Source organism: Nonomuraea candida (assembly GCF_000725485.1).
Classification (GTDB): domain Bacteria; phylum Actinomycetota; class Actinomycetes; order Streptosporangiales; family Streptosporangiaceae; genus Nonomuraea; species Nonomuraea candida.
On the sequence record NZ_JOAG01000024.1, the window covers coordinates 1 to 21,219 of the forward strand.

14 protein-coding genes and 1 pseudogene are annotated in these 21,219 nt (G+C 73.8%); 10 read left to right on the forward strand and 5 right to left on the reverse strand.

Annotation, left to right across the window (positions count from 1 at the left end; translation table 11 throughout):
• The 3 genes and pseudogenes from IO39_RS23135 to IO39_RS23145 all read left to right on the forward strand — a co-directional run.
• Positions 1-1,077, forward strand: a pseudogene (locus IO39_RS23135) (hypothetical protein); the annotation flags it as partial.
• A 74-nt stretch (positions 1,078-1,151) separates the two neighbouring features.
• The gene (locus tag IO39_RS23140) at positions 1,152-1,751 is read left to right on the forward strand and encodes a hypothetical protein (RefSeq protein WP_043627012.1); all 600 of its coding nucleotides are present in this window, start codon (positions 1,152-1,154) and stop codon (positions 1,749-1,751) included.
• Positions 1,735-2,271, forward strand: coding sequence for an OmpA family protein (locus tag IO39_RS23145; RefSeq protein WP_052423262.1), 537 nt, complete (start codon positions 1,735-1,737; stop codon positions 2,269-2,271). The genes IO39_RS23140 and IO39_RS23145 overlap by 17 nt, the downstream gene beginning before the upstream one ends.
• Positions 2,272-2,436: 165 nt before the next feature.
• On the opposite strand, the gene IO39_RS23150 is transcribed toward IO39_RS23145, so the two are convergent.
• Both IO39_RS23150 and IO39_RS23155 read right to left on the reverse strand, forming a co-directional pair.
• Complete coding sequence (locus IO39_RS23150) at positions 2,437-3,549, reverse strand: S1C family serine protease (RefSeq protein WP_043627015.1); 1,113 nt, start codon at positions 3,547-3,549, stop codon at positions 2,437-2,439.
• A gap of 18 nt (positions 3,550-3,567) precedes the next feature.
• Positions 3,568-4,998 carry an AMP-binding protein gene (locus IO39_RS23155; RefSeq protein ID WP_043627019.1) on the reverse strand — a complete coding sequence of 477 codons (1,431 nt, stop codon included), beginning with the start codon at positions 4,996-4,998 and terminating at the stop codon, positions 3,568-3,570.
• A 1,040-nt stretch (positions 4,999-6,038) separates the two neighbouring features.
• Between IO39_RS23155 and IO39_RS23160 the strand changes: the two genes are divergently transcribed.
• The gene (locus IO39_RS23160) at positions 6,039-6,845 is read left to right on the forward strand and encodes a hypothetical protein (protein WP_043627022.1); all 807 of its coding nucleotides are present in this window, start codon (positions 6,039-6,041) and stop codon (positions 6,843-6,845) included.
• 70 nt (positions 6,846-6,915) lie between these two features.
• Positions 6,916-9,093, forward strand: coding sequence for an acyl-CoA dehydrogenase family protein (locus IO39_RS23165; RefSeq protein WP_043627024.1), 2,178 nt, complete (start codon positions 6,916-6,918; stop codon positions 9,091-9,093).
• A 44-nt stretch (positions 9,094-9,137) separates the two neighbouring features.
• On the opposite strand, the gene IO39_RS23170 is transcribed toward IO39_RS23165, so the two are convergent.
• Positions 9,138-10,982: a hypothetical protein gene (locus IO39_RS23170; protein WP_043627027.1), complete on the reverse strand. Its 1,845-nt coding sequence runs from the start codon at positions 10,980-10,982 to the stop codon at positions 9,138-9,140.
• A 78-nt stretch (positions 10,983-11,060) separates the two neighbouring features.
• Here IO39_RS23170 and IO39_RS23175 point away from each other — a divergent pair, with 78 nt between their 5' ends.
• The 5 genes from IO39_RS23175 (at position 11,061) to IO39_RS23190 (ending at position 19,186) form a co-directional block, all read left to right on the forward strand.
• Positions 11,061-12,842, forward strand: a complete 1,782-nt coding sequence (locus tag IO39_RS23175; protein ID WP_052423263.1) for a hypothetical protein — start codon at positions 11,061-11,063, stop codon at positions 12,840-12,842.
• 101 nt (positions 12,843-12,943) lie between these two features.
• Positions 12,944-13,078, forward strand: a complete 135-nt coding sequence (locus IO39_RS59000) for a hypothetical protein (protein WP_281200123.1) — start codon at positions 12,944-12,946, stop codon at positions 13,076-13,078.
• A gap of 11 nt (positions 13,079-13,089) precedes the next feature.
• On the forward strand, positions 13,090-13,893 hold the full coding sequence (locus IO39_RS23180) for a glycosyltransferase (RefSeq protein ID WP_084773330.1): 804 nt from the start codon (positions 13,090-13,092) through the stop codon (positions 13,891-13,893).
• Positions 13,890-15,002, forward strand: a complete 1,113-nt coding sequence (locus IO39_RS23185; RefSeq protein ID WP_052423264.1) for a glycosyltransferase family 4 protein — start codon at positions 13,890-13,892, stop codon at positions 15,000-15,002. Before IO39_RS23180 ends, IO39_RS23185 begins: the two co-directional genes overlap by 4 nt.
• Positions 14,999-19,186 carry an alpha-(1->3)-arabinofuranosyltransferase domain-containing protein gene (locus tag IO39_RS23190; RefSeq protein WP_157548790.1) on the forward strand — a complete coding sequence of 1,396 codons (4,188 nt, stop codon included), beginning with the start codon at positions 14,999-15,001 and terminating at the stop codon, positions 19,184-19,186. Before IO39_RS23185 ends, IO39_RS23190 begins: the two co-directional genes overlap by 4 nt.
• Here IO39_RS23190 and IO39_RS23195 read toward each other — a convergent pair.
• Positions 19,113-20,258: an acyltransferase family protein gene (locus IO39_RS23195; protein ID WP_052423266.1), complete on the reverse strand. Its 1,146-nt coding sequence runs from the start codon at positions 20,256-20,258 to the stop codon at positions 19,113-19,115. The genes IO39_RS23190 and IO39_RS23195 overlap by 74 nt on opposite strands.
• Entirely contained in the window at positions 20,255-20,974 is a 720-nt protein-coding gene (locus IO39_RS23200; RefSeq protein ID WP_043627032.1) for a class I SAM-dependent methyltransferase, read from the reverse strand. The genes IO39_RS23195 and IO39_RS23200 overlap by 4 nt, the downstream gene beginning before the upstream one ends.
• Positions 20,975-21,219 lie beyond the last annotated feature (245 nt).

The window sequence follows — 21,219 nt, forward strand, 5'->3', positions numbered from 1 at the left end:
CACCCTCACCGCCCTTCCCCGCCCTGGGCCGGCCACCCGCCTTCCCCGTCGTGGAGCGGCCACCCGGAACCCCTCCCGCCTTCCCCGTCGTGGAGCGGCCACCCGGAACCCCTCCCGCCCTCCCCGTCCTGGGACGGCTACCCGCACCCTCACCCGCCCTCCCCCGGGGACGGTGGCGGGCTGGAGACCGGGTGGTTGCGGCGGGAGGCGCGGGGGCTGAGCGCCGAGCGCCGGTTCCTGGTGGCGGCCGTCGCGGACTTCCACCGGGCCGGCCTGTACGAGGCCGCGTGGCGGCTGGCCTTCTACCTGACGCCGCTGTTCGAGCTGGGCGCGCACCACGACGACTGGCACGCCACGACGGCGACCGGGCTGGACGCGGCCAGGGCGGCGGGCCACCGGCACGGCGAGGCGCTCCTGCTGCGGGGCCTGGCCGACCTGCACCGGGCGGAGGGCCGCATGGAGGCGGCGGCAGCGGCGCTGCGGGCGGCCCAGCCGCTGGTGGACGGGCTGGAGCTGGCCCGGATCACGCTCAGGCTGGGCCTGGTCCAGGCCGCCTCGGCAGCCGCCCGATCCGGAGGGCCGCAGAGGGGAGGTGCGCGGCCGGGGCGGCTGGGGGAGGCCGAGCGGGCGTTCGTGCGGGCGTTGCAGGTGTTCGAGGAGGCCGGTGACCGGCGCGGCCGGGCCGACACGTTGCGCGCGCTCGGCTCGTTGCGGGGCGACGAGGCCGCGCTGCGCGAGAGCCTGGCCGCCTACCAGGAGCTGGGCGACCCGCGCGGCGAGGCGGAGGCGCTGCTCGACCTGGCCAGGCTGCATCTGGCCGCCGGCCGCCACGCCCAGGCCCGCGACCACGTGGAGCGCCGGCTGCGGATCAACCGCCGCCTGGGCGACCGGTTGCCGGAGGCGGTGGCGCTGCTCGTACGGGCGGAGATCGAGCTGGACCTCGGCGACCTCGATGGGGTGGTTGAGACCCTTGCGCGAGCTATGGCAGAGTTTGACCGCCTCGGTGACGCGCAGGGCAGGGCCGGGGCCGAACGGCTCGCGCAGGAGGCCCGCAAGCGGCGTGGCCTGCGGATTTAGCCGACTATGCGGATGCTGAAGGTCGTCTCCCTAGGGTGAGGGCCACATCCCCGACAACGAAGGTGACCACATCGATGCGTAAGACGTTCGCGCTGGTCGTCGTGGCTGTCGCGCTGGCCTCCGGCTGCGGCGTGCTGCCGGGGCCGCAGGGCGGCGGCGGCGAGGAGAGGCAGTCGCAGGCGGCGACGGCGACGGAGGAGAGCCCGGTCACGCAGACGCCCGCCCCGGCGGAGCCGGAGCAGAGCGCGCCGCCGCAGGAGACGAAGGTGATCGCCACCCGTGAGGCCAAGGTCGGCTCGGGCGACATGTACGGCTCCGCCCGCGCCGACATCACCGAACTGAAGCGCCAGGGCCGCACCGTCAGCCTGAGCTGGACGGTCACCGCCACCGACGGCAAGGTCAACCTGCACAACGGCATGGGCACGGGCACGTTCGACTACACCGTCTCCGGCGTCTCCCTGATCGACCCGGTGAACGCCAAGCGCTACCGGGTGGCCCGCAACGGCACCGGGGAGGACGCGAAGTGCGTGTGCTCCGGCACCCAGGGGCAGTTCCTGGAGTCGGGCGAGGCGTCCACGCTCTACGCGGTGTTCGCGGCCCCGCCGGCGGACGTCACGAAGGTCAACGTGGAGCTGCCCATGATCGGCGTGCTGACCGATGTTCCGATCTCTTAGCGTCGCGCTCGCGCTCGTCCTGACCCCCGCCCCCAGCCCGCCGGCGGACGCCGCCGGCGCGGTCGAGGACCTCGTGCTGCCCGTCGAGGACATCATCGGCGAGGTCGAGTCCATGGACGGCACCGAGAGCGAGAGCAAGCAGGGGCGGCAGGTGACGGTGGCGGTGACCAGCGACGTGCTGTTCGCGCTGGACAAGTGGCAGCTCACGGCCAGGGCGAAGCAGCGGCTGGCGAAGGTGGCCGAGAAGGTGGACGCCGAGGGGGCCGGCGGCGTGGTCAAGGTGGAGGGGCACACCGACGACCAGGGCGCGGAGGCGTACAACAGGGGGTTGTCGCGGCGGCGGGCGCAGGCCGTCGAGAGCGCGATGCGCGGGCTGCTGACGACCCCGGGCGTGACGCTGGAGGCCCACGGGTACGGCGAGAGCCGGCCCAAGCTGCCCAACCTGGTCGAGGGCAGGCCCGTCGAGAAGAACCGCGCCAAGAACCGCCGCGTCGAGATCGTCTTCACCGCCAGGCAGTGACCATCCCGACGGCCATCCCGACGGCCACCCCGACGAGTCGCACCGAGGACCACCGCGACGACCGGTCCGACGCGCCGCCCGCGGTGGGGTCCTGTCACGGGCGGCGCGCGGTCGTCACTCGCCACGGAGGGCGAGAGGTCGTCACCGGCTCCGGAACAGCGGTGGTCACTCGCCCTGAAGCTGGCCCAGGGTCACGTCGAGCGTCTCGGCGTCCCCTCCGCCCCGGACCACGCCGACCCGGACCCGGTCGCCCGGTTTGAGCGTGGTGAGGGTCTCGGCCAGGACCGCCATCGTCGGCGTGTCCTTGCCGTTGATCGAGACGATCACGTCCCCGGCGCGGATGCCCGCCTTCTCGGCGCCGCCGCCCCGCTCGACGCTCGCCACCCCGACCCCGCTCGGCTGACCGTCGGTGCCGATCACCGTGCTGCCCCGGATGCCCAGCGCGGCCCGGTGGCTGTTGGTGACCCGGCCGTTCTCGACGATCTGGCGGGCGATGTCGATGGCGGTGTTGCTCGGGATCGCGAAGCCGATGCCCGGCGCGGTGCCGCCGCCCAGGGCGGGATCGGTCGCCGCGAGCGTCGGGATGCCGATCACGCGGCCGGTCAGGTCCACGAGGGCGCCGCCGCTGTTGCCCGGGTTGATCGCGGCCGAGGTCTGGATCGCCCCGGCGATGGTGGCGCCCGGCGAGTCGGGGTTCTGCGGCTCGGTCACCGTACGGCCGAGCGCCGAGATGATGCCGTTCGTCACGCTGCCGGACAGGCCCAGCGGGTTGCCCATGGCCAGCACGATCTGCCCCACCCGCAGCTTGGCCGAGTCGCCGAAGCGCGCCGGCCTGAGCCCGTCGGGCCTGTCCACCTTGATCACCGCCAGGTCCCCCGCGGGGAAGGACTTGACCAGCCTGGCCGGCCGGGGAGCGCCGCCGGTGGCGATGGTGACGTTCATCTCCGTGGCCTGGCCGACGACGTGCGCGTTGGTGATGATGTGGCCGCGCGAGTCGAACACGATGCCGGAGCCGAGCCCCGCCTTCGTGGTGATCTGCACGATGGACGGCAGCACCTCCGCGATCACCTTCTCGTACGCCGCCTCCAACGCCTGCGGCGAGCTCGTGGGCGAGCTCGCGGGCGAATCCGTCGGCGAGCCCGTGGGCGTGCGCGTCCGCGAGGCGGCGGGCGTCGAGGTCTCCGGAGACGGCGCGGGCGTGCCGGTGGACGTCGGAGGAGGCCCGCACCCGGCGAGCAGTACGGCGGCAGCGGCCAGTGCCGCGGTGGTCTCCCTCATGGCAGGACACTGCCCAGCTCAGCCGGAAAGATACGCCTCCCGCACGTTCCTCCTGCTCAGCTTGCCGGTCGGGGTACGGGGCAGCGACTCCCGGTACTCGATCACCCGCGGGTGCTTGAGCCTGGCCAGCCGGGGCGCGCAGTGCCGCAGCAGGTCGGCCGTCAGCTCCTCCCCGCCGGAGACGCCCGGGACCGGCTGGACGAGCGCCACGACCTTCTGCCCCCATTCGTCATCGGGCACGCCGATCACCGCCACGTCCGCGACCAAGGGGTGTTCGAGCAGCGCCGCCTCGATCTCGGCCGGGTAGATGTTGACCCCGCCGGAGATGATCAGGTCGGTCCGCCGGTCCAGCAGGAACAGGTAGCCGTCCTCGTCGAGGTAGCCGATGTCGCCGGGCGTGTAGTCGCGCCCGCGCATGGCGGCGGCCGTCTTGTCCGGGTCGCCGTGGTACTCGAAGCGGTTGATCCCGCCGATGTAGACCAGCCCGGGGGTGCCGGGCGGCACCTCCCTGCCGTCCTCGTCCACGATCGTGAACGACATCCCCTCCAGCGCCCTGCCGACCGTGCCCGGCCTGGCCAGCCACTCCTCGGAGGAGACCATGGTGGCCACGGCCGCCTCGGTGGAGCCGTAGTACTCCCACAACACCGGCCCCAGCCAGTCGATCATCGCCTGCTTGGTGGCGGGCGGGCACGGCGCGGCCCCGTGGTAGAGGTGGGTGAGGGACGACAGGTCGTACGCCTCCCGGTCCGGCACCGCCAGCAGCCGGTGGAACATCGTGGGCACCATGAACGCGTTCGTCACCCGGTGCCGCTGGATCAGCTCCAGGGCGGCGGCGGCCTCGAACCGCTCCGGCGCCACGATCGCGTGCCCGAACTGCAGCGCCATCATGGCCTGGCCGTACGGCGCCGAGTGGTAGAGCTGCGAGCACACCAGGTGCACCCCGCCCATCGGCAGCCCGAAGTGCTTCCAGCTCTTGCGCATCAGGATCGGGTACAGCTCTTCCGGCGTCAGGTCCAGCAGCCGCCTGCGCACCCCCTTGGGGCGTCCGGTGGTGCCCGAGGTGTAGAGCATCATGGACCCGGCGCGGCGGTGGGCGGGCGTCGTGGCGGGCTGCCCGGCGATCAGCTCGGCGACCGTGAGGGCGTCCGGCGCGATCACCACCTTCGCCCCGCAGTCGGCGATGATGTAGTCGATCTCCTCGGCGGTGAAGTGCCAGTTGACAGGGACGAGGTAGGCCCCGATCTGGTACGTCGCCAGCATCATGGTCAGGGCGTCGAGGCCGTTCTTCAACACGGTCACCACGCAGTCGCCCTGGCGGGTTCCGCGTGAGGTCAGGCCGTTGGAGGCACGGTTGACGCGCTCCAGCAGGCGGCCGTAGGTGATGCCCTCGTCGCCGAGGAGGGCGGGGCGTTCCGGGTCGTCGGCGGCGATCTCATAGAAACCCCTCATGTCCGCAGACCTTACAGAATTAGATTCTGCAGAGGGAATAGAGGAATTATCCCGCTCCGTGGTGACGTAACCTCAAGGCCATGGCGGACGACGGCGAGCGCAAGCGTACATATGATCCACCCACCACCCCGTTCCGCAAGGTCGTCCTGCCCGCGGAAGAGACGGTCAGGATCACGCGGCCTCCGGCGGCCGGATCATCCGGTCCGGTGAAGCCGTCCACCCCGCCCGAGACCCGACCCACCACCCCGGCCCCGGCCGAGGACCGCCCCGCCAAGGACCGCCCGGCCGAGGACCGCCCGGCGCAGGAGGGAGCCACGCAGGACCGGGCTACGAAGGACCGTCCCGCCAAGGACCGGTCCGCGCCGGCCAAGCAGCCCACCAAGGACCGCCCTGAGCAGGACCGCCCTGGGCAGGACCGGGCTACGCAGGACCGGCCGGCGCCGACCCGACCCGCTCAGGACAAGCCCACGCCGCCCCAGCCGGCCAAGCCCGCCTCGGAGCGTCCCGCGCCGCCCAAGCCCGCGTCGGATCGCCCTGCTCCGGCTCAGCCCGCATCCGCCGGTCCCGCATCGAGTCAGGCCGCGCCGTCCGGTTCCGCGCCGGGTCAGCCCGCGCCGTCCGGTTCCGCGTCGGGGCAGCCCGCCGCGTCCGGTTCTGCACCGGGTCAGCCCGCTCCGGCTCAGCCCGCTCCGGCTCAGCCCGCTCCGGCTCAGCCCGCTCCGGCTCAGCCTGCTCCGGCTCGGCCCGTGTCGGAGGGGCCCGTGTCGAGTCGGCCGGTGCAGGATCGGCTGGTCGTTCCGCCGCCGGGGCGTGCTCCGGGGACCGGACCGGTGCCGGGGGCGGGGCCCGCGCGCATCGGGCCCGGCCCCTCGCCCAGCGGTCCGCACCCCGCCCCGGGGCCCGGGCCCGTCCAGGGGCCGGGGCTCAACCAGGGGCCCGGTCAGGGATCAGGGCCGGGTCAGGGGGCCGGGCTCCACCAGGGGCCTGGGCTCCACCAGGGGCCGCGGTTCGGGCAGGGGGCCGGGGCGCAGCAGCAGTACATGCAGCCGCCGCCTCCGCTGCCCCCGCTCCCGCCGCCCCCGGCGGGCCGCCGGCTCGGTGACATCCCGATCAAGGCCATCTACCTGGTCGGCGCCATCGTCGGCACGGTCCTGGCCGTGCTGCTGGTCTTCGTCGTGTTCTCCGGCGACGTGCCCACCAGCCAGGACCCGGCCGAGGAGGTGGTCCGGGTCGCCCCGGTCCCGTCGGTCTCGGCGACCCCGACGGCGACGGCCAGCCCGACGCCGACGGAGACCCCGATCGTGCTGCCGCCGGTGCCGGCGAGCAAGAAGTACGCCACGCTGTCCGGCACCGCCTCCGCCGTCACCGGCACGATCACCGACAAGACCGTCGGCATCACCTACCCGCGCCTGGCCTCGCCGTGGAAGGCCCGGTCGTTCCCGCCGTTCTCGATCGCGCAGCGGATGGGCAAGGTCGCCGTGCCGCACACGGTGATCGCCTCGGCGATGTACCCCGGCGAGTCCCCGGCCGAGAAGCCGGACTCCAACGCCGACTACCGGGAGATCGCCACCGAGGCCGCCCGCTGGACGATCCGCACCCAGTACCCCGAGGGCGCCACCCTGGACGAGTGGACCGCCTCCAAGAAGATCCCGGTGGGCAAGGGCTGGACGCTCGGCTACAAGGTCTCCTACACCTTCGGCGGCAAGAAGCAGGAGGCCCAGGCCATGGTGACGGTGGTCGAGATCGGCAAGACGAAGCCGGCGATGCTCATGGCCTCGATCCCGGAGACCAACAAGAAGTACTGGCGCGACCTGAACACGCTCGCGGAACGGGTTCGTCCCATCTAGGAGAGGCGGTATGCCAGAAGCATCCTCTAGAATATGATTCTGGGACCGGATCTGCGCTGGAGGATGAGCAATGGCTATCGGGTTGAGCGAGGAGCACGAGGCGCTCCGCGAGTCGGTGAGCGGCTGGGCCGAGCGGAACATCCCCTCGGAGCTGCTGCGCGCGGCGACGGACGGGCGGCCCGCGTTCTGGCCGGGCCTGGCCGAGCAGGGGCTGCTCGGCCTGCACGTGCCGGAGGAGCACGGCGGCTCGGGCTACGGGCTGCTGGAGGCGGCCGTGGCCATCGAGGCGCTGGCCGAACGCATGGCCCCGGGGCCGTACGTGCCGACCGTGCTGGCCAGTGCCGTGATCAACGCGTCCAAGCGCCCCGAGCACCTGGAGTCGTTCGCCGACGGCACGCTGACCGGCGCCGTCGCGCTCACGGGCGCGCTGACCGGCACCCGCCGCGAGGACGGCTCGCTGGTCGTCTCGGGCACCGCCGAGCCCGTGCTGGGCGGCTCGCTGGCCGACGCGCTGGTGCTGCCGGTCACCACGGCCGACGGTGAGGAGTGGGTGCTCGTCGACGCCTCCTCCGCCACCGTGACCGAGCTCCCCTCGCTCGACCTGACCAGGCCGGTCGCCAGGGTCGAGCTGTCCGACGTGGTGGTGCCCGCCGCGGGCATCCTCGACGGCGTGGGCAGCTCCGACGTGCGCGACCTGGCCGCGATCCTGCTCGGCGCCGAGGCGGCGGGCCTGGCGTCGTGGTGCGTCTCGGCCGCCGCCGACTACGCCAAGGTACGCGTGCAGTTCGGCCGCCCGATCGGCCAGTTCCAGGGCATCAAGCACAAGCTGTCGCGCATGCTCGTCGCCCAGGAGCAGGCCTGCGCCACGGTCTGGGACGCCACCCGCGCCGAGGGCAAGGAGCTGGAGTTCGCCGCGGCCGTGGCCGGGGTGATGGCCCCCGACGCCGCCGTGCAGTGCGCCAAGGACGCCATCCAGACCTTCGGCGGCATCGGCTACACCTTCGAGCACGACGTCCACCTCTACTACCGCCGCGCGCTCACCCTGCGCGCCCTGCTCGGCTCGTCGGCCGAGTGGGCGGCGACCGTGACCCGGCTCAGCCTCCAGGGCGTCTCCCGCGAGATGGAGATCGACCTGCCCGAGGGCGCCGAGGAGCTGCGCGAGTCGATCCGCGCCGAGATCGCGGAGATCGCCGAGCTGGAGGGCAAGGAGCAGAAGCGGGCGCTGGCGAACCAGGGCTTCGTGATGTCCCACCTGCCCAGGCCGTGGGGCCGCGACGCCAAGCCGCTGGAGCAGGTGCTGATCGCGCAGGAGCTCAAGGCCGCCAGGGTGCGCCTGCCCGCTATGATCATCGGCGCCTGGGTGGTGCCGTCCATCGCCGCGTACGGCACCCCGGAGCAGCAGCAGCGCTTCCTGCCCAAGACGCTCAGCGGCGAGATGATCTGGTGCCAGCTCTTCTCCGAGCCCGGCGCCGGCTCCGACCTGGCCTCGCTGCAGATGAAGGCCGAGAAGGTCGAGGGCGGCTGGAAGCTCAACGGCCAGAAGATCTGGACCTCCGTCGCCCATGTCGCCGAGTGGGGCATCTGCATCGCCCGCAACTCCAGCGAGGGCTCCAAGCACGAGGGCATCACCTACTTCCTGGTCGACATGAAGGCCCCCGGCGTCACGGTCCGGCCGCTGACCGAGATGACCGGCGAGAACCTGTTCAACGAGGTCTTCCTCGACGACGTCTTCGTCCCGGACGACCTGGTCGTGGGCGAGGTCGGCGAGGGCTGGAAGGTGGCCCGCAACACGCTGTCCAACGAGCGCGTCTCGCTGTCGTCCGGCTCGGGCGGCACCGGCGCGTCGGTGCCCGACCTGCTGGGCCTGGTCGGCCGGCTGGGGCGGGAGCTGACGCCGGTCGAGGCGCAGCGGGTGGCCGAGGTGGTCTGCGAGGGCCACTCGATCAACGCGCTCTCGCTGCGGGTGACGCTGCGGCAGCTCGCGGGGTCGGAGCCGGGCGCGGACGCCTCCGTGCGCAAGCTGCTGTCCACCTCCCACGCCCAGCACGTCTCCGAGACCGCGGTGGAGCTGCTCGGCACCGCCGCCGTGACGGCCGCCGACATGAAGCTCGGCGACGCCGGCTACTGGAACCGGGCGGTGCTCGCGACCAGGGCGATGACCATCTACGGCGGCACGACCGAGGTGCAGCTCAACATCATCGGCGAGCGCATGCTCGGCCTGCCCAGGGACCCCGAGCCGGGCAAGTGACCGGCCCTGCCCGGGCTCCCCTGGAGCCCGGGCCGGGCAGGTGATCAGCCCTGCAGGGCCTGCGGGGGCACGGCCGCGCCGTTCTCGTCGGGGACGGGGCGGCCGATCCTGATCTCGCCCAGGCAGGCGCCGGCGCCGAGCGCCCGGACGGCCAGCTCGGCGCCGCCGCCCGTGAGGGTGGCGAACGTCCTGCCCAGGTCCTTGCCCGCGGGCACGGCGGCCTGCGCGAGCCCGAGCCGCACGTTCAGGGTGGTCTCCGCGCCGTTGAGGTAGGCGAGCTGGACGGTGTGCTCGCCGGGCGCGACGGGCGCGGGCAGCCGGAAGACCACCTCCTTGGCGCCGACCGGCGTGCAGGGGGTGGTCTTCGGCGCGATCGTCACGCCTTCGACGCGCAGGGGGCGCAGCCTGCCCTGCCCGTCGAAGGTCATCGGGTTCTGGATCGGGCCGCTCAGCCGCCGGGTCCAGGCGATCTCGTGCGGGGCGGTCGGGCCGAGCACCGTGGACTGGCGGGCGTAGTCGTAGAAGAAGGCCGGCAGGGCCACCTTGGCGGGCACGTGCCCGTCCAGCACGACCGTGCCCGCCGGGACGCGCGCCAGCGCCTGCGCGCCGGTCGTGACGTAGCTCTTGACGTTGCGGCCCAGTGGCCGGTCGGCGTACGCGGCGACCGACCACACCGAGCCCGCCGCGAACGCCAGCGCCACCGGCGCCCACGCCCAGCGCAGCCGGTGCGGCGGGCGCCGCCAGGGCCGCTCCTCGCCCTCGACCGGGAGGAAGGCCAGCCCGATCACCACGGCGACGAGTACGGCGGTGGAGGAGACGTACCGCAGCTCGAAGCCGCTCAGGTCGGGACCGAGCGCCTCCACCCGGCCCAGCAGGATCGGCACCACGTCGGCCAGCAGGAAGTAGCCCAGCAGCGTCAGCCACGCCAGCCAGGCCCGCCGCCGCCACCTCACCGACACGGCCACGGCGACGGCCGCGACCAGCCCGCTCGCCCACATCAGCACCACCGGCGTGGCGGCCAGCGCGTAGTCCTCGCCGATCGGGTGCCACCGCCAGGGGCCGCCCAGCGACGTCGGGACGAGCGAGCCGGTCAGCAGCGTCCACGCCGACTTCACGGCCACCTCGGCGCTGGGCGGGTCGGGGGTGAAGGTCTGGTTCGTGAGCTGCACGGAGGTGAACAGCCGGCTGAAGAACAGCACCGCGTACGGCACCAGCACGCCCAGGTACAGCAGCCACGCCCGCCACGTCCGCCGCCAGGCGATCCCCCCGAGCCAGCCGAGCGTGAGCACGAAGGCCAGCACCGGGATGAACGGCGCCTTGACGAAGAACACCATCCCGAACACCGTCCACCCCGCCGCCGCCACGGCGTGCCGCAGCCGGCCGGTCCGGACGTAGTGGACGTGCGCGGCCAGCGCCATCGGCAGCGCGATCTGGAACGGCAGCGTCTCGGCCACCACCGCCCACCACGACAGCCCCGGGATCGTCATCGGCGTCAGCAGCCAGAACCCGAGCGGGACGAGGATGGCCGGCCGCGTCCCGAACAGCAGCCGCAGCAGCCGCAGCAGCGCCAGCCCGGCCGCCGCCTGGAGGCAGATCGTGACGGTGTGCGCGAGCAGGTCGTTGTAGACGCCGAGCCGCCCCATCGCCCACTGGATCGCGAACGCCCCCGGCATCAGGTGGCCGAAGTCGATGCGCATGAGGTAGTCCCACGACAGCGGGCTCGCCAGGCCCCTGGCGATGAACACGAAGTCGTCCTGGCGGAAGTACGTCCTGCTGACCAGGCCGTACTTCCAGACGAGCTGTGCGGCGATCATGAGGAGCGCCGCCGTCAGCACCACCTCGCCGTCGGCCGCCCGCCGCCGGAGCCCCGCCATCGCCGTGCCGATCATCAGCCACCCCTCGCGCAGACTAATCACGCGGCGGGCGGCGGTGGAATGGCCGTGTCTGGGTTGTGATGTCATAGCCCGGTGCCGCACACCGTCCGGGCCGGACCCGCCGCCGCCCTCCTCGGGCTGGTCCTGGGCTGCCTGGCGCTCGGCCCGGCCCTGGGGCCCGGGTTCACGCTGCTCCAGGACATGGTGTTCGTGCCGGAGCCGGCGTTCTCGGCCTTCACGTTCGGGCTGGCGGGCGGGGCGGCGCGGGTGGTGCCGAGCGACGCCGTGGTGACCGCGCTGGCCCAGGTGCTGCCCGCCGAGGTGGTACAGAAGGCGATCCTGCTGGCGATCTTCGTGCTGGGGTGCTCGGGGGCCGCGCTGCTGCTGCCGCCGGGCGCGCCGGGGCCGCGGCTGGTGGCGGGGGCGTTCTACGTCTGGAACCCGTACGTCGCCGAGCGGCTGCTGATGGGCCAGTGGGCGCTCCTGCTCGGCTACGCCGGGCTGCCCTGGGTGGTCCGCGCGCTGTACGCGACCCGCGACCCGCGCCCGGGGTCCGGCCCGGACCCGGACCCGGAGCCTGAGCCGGGGCCGGAGCCTGAGCCGGGGCCGGCGCGTGAGCCGGGGTCGCGGGCGAGGCCGGGGCCGGGGCCGGGGTGGCGGGTCGCGGTGGCGATGGTGCCGGCGGCGGTGGGCGGGTTCGCGGCGATGACCGTCACCGCGATCACGGTCCTTCCCACCGCGTCCGGGTGGCGGCGGTTCGTCCGGGTCGCGGTCGCGCTGGCGGCCTTCAGCCTGCCGTGGCTGGCGGTGACCGCGCTGCGTCCCGAGGGGCTGCACGGCGACCCGACCGGCGTGGACGCCTTCGCCGCCCGCGCCGACACCCCCTTCGGGGCGCTGGGCAGCGTGCTGTCCCTGGGCGGGATCTGGAACGCGTACGCGGTGCCGCCGGGCTACGACAACCCGCTCGGCGCGGTGGCCAGGCTCCTGCTGACGCTGACGGGGATCGTGTTCTTCCTGCGCGGCCCGGTCCCGTTCCGCAGGGGGCTGGCCGTGGCGGCGGGAGCGGGGCTGGGCATCGCGCTCGTCGGGGTGAGCGAGCCGGGCAGGGCGGCGTTCAGGTGGCTCGTCGAGGTGTGGGGCGGGTTCGCGGTGTTCAGGGACGCCCAGCAGTTCGTCGCCCCGCTGGCGCTCCTGGCGGCGCTCGGCCTGGGCCTGCTGGCCCGGACGGTGACCGGCCCGGCGGCGGACGGGCGGGCCGGCGTCATGGCCGGGGCCGCTGCGGCGGACGGGAGCGCTGCCGCAGCGGCCCGGGTGGCGGACGGCGCCGGTGCCGGGGCGGTGACCGGGTGGCGGGGGTGGGTGGTGGCGCTGGTGCTGGTGCCGGTGGCCGTGCTGCCGACCATGGCCTGGGGCGCGCTGGGCAGGCTGGCGGCCGTGCCGTACCCGGAGGGCTGGACGGCCGCCCGCGCGGCGATCAGGGCCGACCGCGCGCCGGGGGACGTGCTCGTGCTGCCCTACGAGGCGTACCGGCGCTTCCCCTGGAACGGCGGCCGGCCGGTGCTGGACCCGGCGCAGCGCTTCTTCGCCACCCCGGGCAGAAGGGTCGTCTGCAACGACGCCGTACGCGTCGGGAGCCTGGTCGTCGCCAGCGAGGACCCCCGCGCCCAGGAGGTAGAACGCGTACTAGAAGGCCCCTCGCCCGACCTGCCGGCCGCCGGATTCCGCTACGTCATTGTCAACGCGGGGACAGGTGTGGAACGCCGGAGATTCGCCGAGTGGCTCCGTACGGCGCGGATCCTGGTCGACACGGCTGACCTGCGGCTCTACCGCTTCGACGGGCCGGTCACGACCGCGTCTTCCCCACATGTACGCTGATCTGCGCATTCGTTAAGATTCCATCTAGCTACTTCCGAGTAGCAAGAATTGGTTCTAGGTTGGGTTGGCCCGCACCAAGTCCGCGCAAGGAGGAACCCCTCGTGATCAAGATCCTCTTAGCAGCGATCATCGGCGTCGCCGTAGCGGCCCTCGTGGCGACGGTCACCACGGTCTCCTTTACCGGTTCCACCGCGACACCCGTCAACCAGCCGCTCTACAACTACGGCGACCGGTAGTCCCGCCTGCCATGACACCCTCTCCTCAAGGGGACGAGAGGGCGAGCCGGCCACCACTGCTCGAGATCGTCATTCCCGCCCGCAACGAGGAAGGACGACTCCCCGGGGGGCTCCTGCAGCTGTGCGCGAAGCTTGCCCGCATGCCGTTCCCCACCGCTGTCAGCGTCGTGGACAACAACAGCACGGACCGCACCGCCCAGATCGTCCGGGACTGGCCGGCGGGGCCCGTGCCCGTGAGCCTCGTCACCTGCCCCGTCCCCGGCAAGGGGGCGGCCGTGCGCGCGGGGCTGCTCGGCACCACCGCGCCGTTCGTCGGCTTCTGCGACGCCGACATGGCCACCGATCTCGACGCCATCGACGAGGCCTTCGGCCTGCTGCTGGCGGGGGAGCGCGTGGTCATCGGCTCCAGGGCCGTCGAGGGCTCGCACGTCGAGAACCGGCACAGCAAGGTCCGCGAGCTGGGCGCCTTCGGCTTCCGCGCGCTCGCGGGCGTGCTGGTGCCGGGGGTGAGCGACACCCAGTGCGGCTTCAAGTTCTTCGACGGCGTGCTGGCCCGCGACATCGCGGCGGTGCTGCGCACCCCCGGTTTCGCCTTCGACGTCGAGCTGCTCGCGCGCTGCCTGGAGCAGGGCTCGGAGGTGCACGAGATCCCCGTGTGCTGGCGTGACATGCCCGGCTCCCGGTTCTCCCCCGCCAGGCACACCCTCGGCATCCTGGTGGAGCTCGGCCGGATCTGGCTGCGGCTGCGCGCCCGGCCCGGCCCGGCCGTCCGCCCGGCCTGGGAACCGCCGCTCGACCCCGTCGGATCTCCGTGAAGATCGCTGTCGTCAACTGGCGTGACCCCTGGCACCCGCAGGCGGGCGGCGCCGAGACCTACGCCTGGGAACTGGCCCGCCGCCTGGTGCGGGCCGGTCACCAGGTGTGCTTCGTCACGGCCCGGGCGCCGGGGCAGAGCCGGGGCGAGACGGTGGAAGGGGTGCGGTTCGTCCGGATGGGCGGCGTCTTCACCGTCTATCCGCTGGTGCTCGGCTGGCTGCTGGCCCGGCGCGGACGGTTCGACGCGGTGCTCGACTGCCAGAACGGCATCCCGTTCTTCACCCCCTGGGTGACCCGGCGGCGGACCGAGGTGGTCATGGTCGTGCACCACGTGCACGACCGGCAGTTCGGGCTGCACCTGCCCCCGTGGCTGGCCGCGTTCGGGCGGTTCCTGGAGGGTCCGCTGGCCAGGCTGACGTACCGGCGGCGGCCGAGCGTGGCCGTCTCGCCGTCCACGGTGGCGGCCATGCGCGCGCGGCTGAAGTGGACGGGGCCCATCCACGTCATCCCGAACGGGGTCAGCGTCCCGCGCCCGCCCGGCCTGGTACGCAGCCCGCGGCCCCGGCTGGTCTGCCTGGGCAGGCTGGTCGCGCACAAACGGGTCCACCTGCTGCTGGAGGCCGTGCCCGAGCTGCGCGCGCGCCGGCCGGGGCTGACCGTGGACGTCATCGGCCGCGGCCCCGAGGAGGCGGCGCTGCGCGCGCGGCTGCCGGAGGGCGTCACGCTGCACGGTCACGTGCCGGAGGAGGAGAAGGCGCGGCTGGTCGGGCAGGCGTGGCTGCACGTGAGCGCGTCCCAGGGGGAGGGCTGGGGGCTGAGCGTGCTGGAGGCCGCGGCTCTCGGGGTCCCGACCGTGGCCTTCGACGTGGACGGGCTGCGCGACGCGGTACGGCACGGCCGGACCGGCTGGCTGCTGCCCGAGGGGGCCGACCTGGCCAAGGGCCTCGCCACGGCACTCGACGAGCTGGACCACACTTATACGGTGAGATGTCGGGAATGGGCTGAGTCGTTCTCCTGGGACCGCAGCGCCGAACGCCTGGAGGAGCTGCTGCACGGCCGTCCCCTCACCCCCGAGTGGCCCCGTCCCGGCGGCCTGGAGGCACAGTGAGCCGGGTACCCCCCATGGACCGGCTGGTGGCCGGCCGCCCCCTGAGCGAGCCCACCGAGCCCCCTCCCGCCGCACCGCCGCCCCCCGCTCCGCCTGCGACGCCCCCGCCCGCCACGCCGCCCCGCGCCGACCGGCCCGCCGTCAGCGACCGGGCGCGGCGCCGCTGGTGGCTGCTGCTGTGCTGCTTCGGCTTCGCCCTGCTGGCCTTCACCACCAAGCCGGGCCACCTCATCTCCGACACCAAGATGGACCTGGCGCTCAACCCGGTCGGCTGGCTGGAGCGCGCCGCCCACCTGTGGGACCTGCAGCACTTCGGCCAGCTCCAGAACCAGGTGGCGGGCTACGTCTTCCCGATGGGCCCGTTCTTCGCGCTGGGCGACCTGGCCGGCGTCGCGCCCTGGATCACCCAGCGGCTCTGGCTGACGCTGCTCATGTGCGTGGCCTTCCTGGGCGTCGAACGCCTGGCGGGGCGGCTCGGCCTCGGCACCCCGGGCACCCGGCTGGTGGCGGCGCTGGCGTACACGCTGGCTCCGCGCACGCTGTCGATCCTCGGCGAGATCTCGATCGAGTGGCTGCCCGCCGCGATGCTGCCGTGGATCCTGCTCCCGCTGCTCACCGCGTCGGAGACCGGCCAGCGGGCGCGCGGCGCGATCAGATCGGCGCTGGCCGTGGCGCTGTGCGGCGGCGTGAACGCCGTGGCGGTGCTGGCCGTGCTGGTCGCCCCCGTGCTCTACATCCTCACCCGGCCGCGCCCGGTGCCGCGCTGGCGGCTGTTCGGCTGGTGGAGCGGCGCGGTCGCCGTGGCGACCCTGTTCTGGTGGCTGCCGCTGCTGCTGGTGGGCCGGTACGCCTTCTCGTTCCTGCCGTACACCGAGACCTCCGGCACCACCACCCTGGTCACCTCGCTCACGAACGTGCTGCGCGGCGCCTCCGACTGGGTGCGTTACCTGCCGCTCACCGGCGTCTTCGAGCAGCCGCCCGGCTTCGCCATCGCCACCTCGGCCACCATGGTCGTGGTCACCGGCCTGCTGGCCGCGCTGGGCCTGGCGGGGCTGGCCCGCGGCGACCTGCCCGCCAGGGGCTTCGTGATCGCGCTGTTCGTGGTGGGCGTGACCGCGATGGTCGCCGGGCACGTCAGCGCGCTGGAGCCGATCACGGCCGAGCCGGTGCGCTGGCTGCTGGACGGCCCGCTCGCGCCGCTGCGCAACCTGCGCAAGTTCGACCCCCTGGTCCGCCTCGCGCTCGCCTTCGGCCTGGCCCACCTGCTGGTACGGGCCCGCCTGCCGCTGCGCACGCTGGCCGTGGCCGCCTTCGTGGCGCTCGTGCTGCCCGTGTTCAACCAGGGCCTGGCCGCGCCCGGGGACTTCAAGGAGGTCCCGGCGCACTGGCGGGAGGCGGCCTCGTGGCTGGACGAGAACGCCGGCGACGACGGGGTGCTGGTCGTGCCCGGCGCCAAGTTCGCCGAGTACGTGTGGGGCCGCCCCATGGACGAGCCGTTGCAGGCCCTCACCACCGCCCGCTGGACCACCCGGCAGGTCACGCCCCCGGGCTCGGTCGGCCTGAGCCGGCTGCTGGACGCCATCGACCAGCGCCTGGCGGCCGGCGAGGGCTCGCGGGGGCTGGCCGCCGTGCTGCGCCGCATGGGCGTGCGCTACCTGCTCGTCAGGAACGACCTGATCAGGCAGAACCTCCAGGGGGCCTGGCCCGCGCGGGTCCACGAGGCGCTGCGCGAGTCGCCGGGCGTCGACAAGGTGCGCTCGTTCGGGCCGGCGGTCGGCGACCAGGGCGACGACGACGCCGTCACCCAGCTCGACGCGCCGTTCCCCGCCCTGGACCTGTACGAGGTGGGCGACAGCAGCCCCCTGGTCACCGTGGAGCCCGCCTCCGAGGCGCTCGGCGTGCGCGGCGGGCCGGACTCGCTGCTGTCGATGGGCGACCTCGGCCTGCTCGACGACGGCCCCGTCCTGGTCAACGACGACGCGGGCACCCGGGACACCCCCACCGTGGTCAGCGACGCGCTGCGGCTGCGCGAGCGCTCCTTCGGCGAGCTGCGCTCGAACCACACCCCCACCCTCACGGCCGGCAGGAAGCCCGGCTTCACCGGCGTGCGCGAGCTCGACCTGCTGGAGGACGGCTGGCTCGACGCCACCGCGACGGCCGAGTACCACGGCATCGCCGGCATCGCGGCCTCCTCCTCGGCCGCCGACCCGGGCACGATCGCCGGGATCAGCAGCACCGGCCGCAGCGCCTGGGCCGCCATGGACGGCAACGTCGCCACCGGCTGGGAGAGCGACGGCACCCGGCCGCCCCGGGGCGAGTGGCTGCGCGTGGACCTGCCGGAACGCCGGACGATCCCGTCGGTGAACGTGATGTTCGCCTCCGACCTGCTGATCGGCCAGGCGGTCCGGCGGGTGGCGGTGGAGACCGAGGCGGGCAGCCTGGTGCAGGACGTCCGGCAGACGCAGGACCCGCAGCGGCTCCGCGTCCCCGCCGGGCCGACGGGCTGGCTGCGCCTCAGGGTCGTCGAGACCGTCTCGGACGAGTGGAGCTACGGCCAGCGGGTCGGCGTCGTCGAGCTGTCGATCCCCGGCGTCACGGCGGGCCGCTCGATCCGGCTGCCCGGGGAGGGCGGCGACGTCTTCGTCATGGACCGGGGGCTCGACGACCGGCCCGCCTGCATGCGCAACCAGGCGCGCTGGGTCTGCAACGGCCCGGAGCTGGCCAGGCAGGGCGAGGAGATCGGGTTCGACCGCACCTTCGTCACCGGCGCCGCCGCCGAGGCCAACGTGCGGGGATCGGCCGTGCTGCGCGACCCCGAGCTGGCCGACCGGTTCACCCGCGTCTCGCCCGGGCTGACCCGGATCACCGGCTCCTCGCGGCTCACCGAGGACCCGCAGGTCTCGCCCAGGTCCGCCTTCGACGGCGATATGAGCACGACCTGGGTGCCGGCCGCCGGGGACACCGAGCCCACGCTCACGCTGGTCTGGAAGGGCAAGAAGACGATCTCCCGGCTGCAGCTCGGCCGTCCCGCGAGCGACCGGCAACCGCTCGACGTGATCGTCACCGGCGACCGCGGCGAGGTGCGGGCGGGCCGCGTGGACGAGCGGGGCGAGCTGCGCTTCAAGGCGATGACGACCACCCGGCTCAAGCTGCGCTTCACCCCCTACTCCAAGCGGCTGCAGCTCACCGAGCTGCTCGTGCCGGGCGTCGACCCGGTGACCAGGCCCGACGGCATCCCGCTCAGGCTGGCCTGCGGCCTCGGCCCCCGGATCGAGGTCAACGGCCGGACCATCCAGACCAAGGTCGCCGGCACCCACGCCGACCTGCTCGAACAGCGTCCCGTGCAGATCCTCGGCTGCTCGAAGGCCGAGCTGGTGGCCGGGGACAACCGGGTGCGGGTGGCGGGCTGGGAGCCGTTCCAGATCGACGATCTCGTGGTCGGCTCGCTGCCCGAGCGGCCGCGCGGCGTCGAGGGCGCCGCCGTGCAGGGCGCCTGGACGCCGGCGGTGCGCGAGGTCAGGGTGAGCGCGCCGAAGGACTCCTTCCTCATCGTCAACGAGAACCACAACGCCGGCTGGCGGGCCCAGGTGGACGGCGAGACCCTGCGCCCGGTGCGGATCGACGGCTGGAAACAGGGCTGGGAGCTGCCCGCCGGCACCTCGGGCACGGTCCGGCTGGAGTACCTGCCGGACCGCGCCTACCGGCTGGCGCTGACGTTCGGGCTGGCGGGCATCGCGCTGCTGGCGCTGATCGCGCTGGTGCTGCGCGGGCCGCGCCCCGAGCACGTCCGCGAGACGGCGCCCGCCCCGGCCACGCGGCTGGGCCGCCTGCGCCTGCCGTACGCGGTCGTGCTGGCCCTGGCGTTCGGGGGCTGGGTGGCGAGCTGGCCCGGCATGCTCGCCGTGCTGGGCGCGCTGCTGGTGACGCTCCCGCTGCGCGCCCGCGGCGTGGCGGCGCACTGGCCGGCGGCGGGCGCCTTCGGCGTGGCCGCGCTGTCGTCGGCGGCGGGCCTGGTGCTGCGCGCGCACAGCCTCGACCTGGCCGTGCTCCAGGACCAGGTGCCGCAGCTGGCCGCCTGCGCGGCCATGGGCGTGCTGTTCGGCGCGCTGCTCAGGACACCGGAGCGGCGGGCCGGGCAGGAGCCGGCGCCGGTGGCGGAACGGCCGCTGGAGAAGGTCTCCTGAGCCGCAGCACGGGCTCCTCCACCAGGTGGTAGGCGGCCATGCTCACCAGGGCGGCCGCCACGAACGTCACCGCGCCGACCTGGAGGAAGTCGCCGGAGAACGTCTCCATGCCGGTGAGCTTGTAGAACAGCGTGATCAGCGGCACGTGCCAGAGGAAGAAGCTGTAGGAGACGCGGCCCATGTAGGCCATGACCGGGTTGCCCAGCACGCGGTGCCGCAGCGAGTCGCGCCGGGGCGCGAGCGCGAACGGCGCCACGACCAGGGTCGCGATCGCCGCCTCCAGCGCCATCCGGGTGAGGGCCTGCGGCATGCTGGGCAGCATGAGCGTGCGCGGGCCGGCCAGCTCCGTGCTCAGCACCACATAGAGCAGCAGGGCCAGCACCAGGAAGTGCGGCGCCAGCCCCTCGGCGACCGCCCGGCCCCGGCCCGCGACCGACAGCACCGCCAGCGCCATCCCGGCGGCGAAGTAGATCAGGTAGTGGGGCAGCCACTGGGACATCAGGTGCAGGTCGAACGCGTGCTCCACGACCACGCTCGCCACCGAGACGAGCGGCAGCACCCCGATGCCCGCCAGCAGCCTGACCAGCCGGTCGCCGCCGCGCGCCCACCGGTGCAACAACCACGCCAGCACCGGCAGGAGCAGGTAGAAGGCCAGCTCGATGGGCATCGTCCACATCTGGTAGAGCCCGTCGGGGGGCCGGCCGCCCGTGTAGTTCTGCAGCATGAGCAGCCACTGCACCCAGCCGGTCCACGGCAGCGACGCCCACAGCAGCAGCACCGGCACGACGACCAGCCAGTACGCCGGCATCACCCGCAGCACCCGGTGCCAGAGGTAGCGGCCCGCCCGGGGCGCGGGGGCGTCGTCCTCCAGGGCGGCCCGCGCCCACGGCCGGTAGAGCAGCAGGCCGGACAGCAGGAAGAAGACCGGCACGGCGATGCCCAGCCGGCTCGTCATCCGGGCGAGCATGCCCTCCTGGTAGATCAGCCCGGTCTGCGCGCCGACGTGCAGCAGCCAGACGCCCAGGGCCGCGAGCGCCCGGATGCCGTCGAGGGCCGCGTCGCGCCCCTTCACGGACGCTTGCGCAGCACCAGGAGCAGATTCCACGTGGCGAACTCCCTGACGATCGGAACTCTGAGCACCGGGCGGTACCAGCCGGGCATGTAGCGGGGCAGGGCGTCGATGAGCTCCAGGTCGCTCCTGGAGCGCGCCCAGCGCAGCCCGGCGGCCACGGAGACAGAGTAGAGACTGTGGGCGTAGCGGTTCTTGGGGGGTGTGCCGTACTGCTGCTCATACCTGCGCGCCGCGCGGTGGCCGCCCAGGTAGTGCCACGGGGAGGTCTCGTGGCCGCCCCAGGGCGAGAGCCAGTTGGTGTAGGCCAGGAAGACCAGGCCGCCGGGGCGCGTCACCCGCGCCATCTCCGAGGCCATCCGCCACGGCGCCGGCACGTGCTCCAGCACGTTGGAGGAGAAGCTCACGTCGACGCTGCCGTCGGCGATCGGCAGGCTCAGCGCGTCGCCGAGCACCGCCCCGCCGTGCGGGCCGTGGCCGGTCAGCTCCCCGGCGTCGATGTCGAGGCACAGGCAGCGGGCGCCGCGCCGCCGGAACGCCCGGGTGAAGTGTCCGGGGCCGCCGCCCACGTCGAGCACGGCCTTGCCCGGCAGCGAGACGTATCGTCCGAGCTGGGCGGCGGTGTCGGCGGCGAGGGTGGAGTAGTAGGCGGCCGGGGCCACCCGTTCGGTCATGAACGCGCGGAACAGGCGAACGGACCTGGCCAGATCGGCGCGCATGCGCGTGAGACCCCTTCCGGCACCGTCGGCGGCTGGTGCTGACTGACTACCGAACAACCCGGGCCAGGTCAAGGGCGGTTCCGGCCGGTGCTTCGCGCGGTCCGGGTGGCGGTCCACGGACGTGGGGCGCACGGTAACATCCCGCTCTGACATCATGTAACCCATTCATCCGTTCGTTATCGGGAAGGGGCTGCGGCGGTCTCGGGCAAATGCTACTTTCCAGTAGCGATCAGGTCGATCTGGTG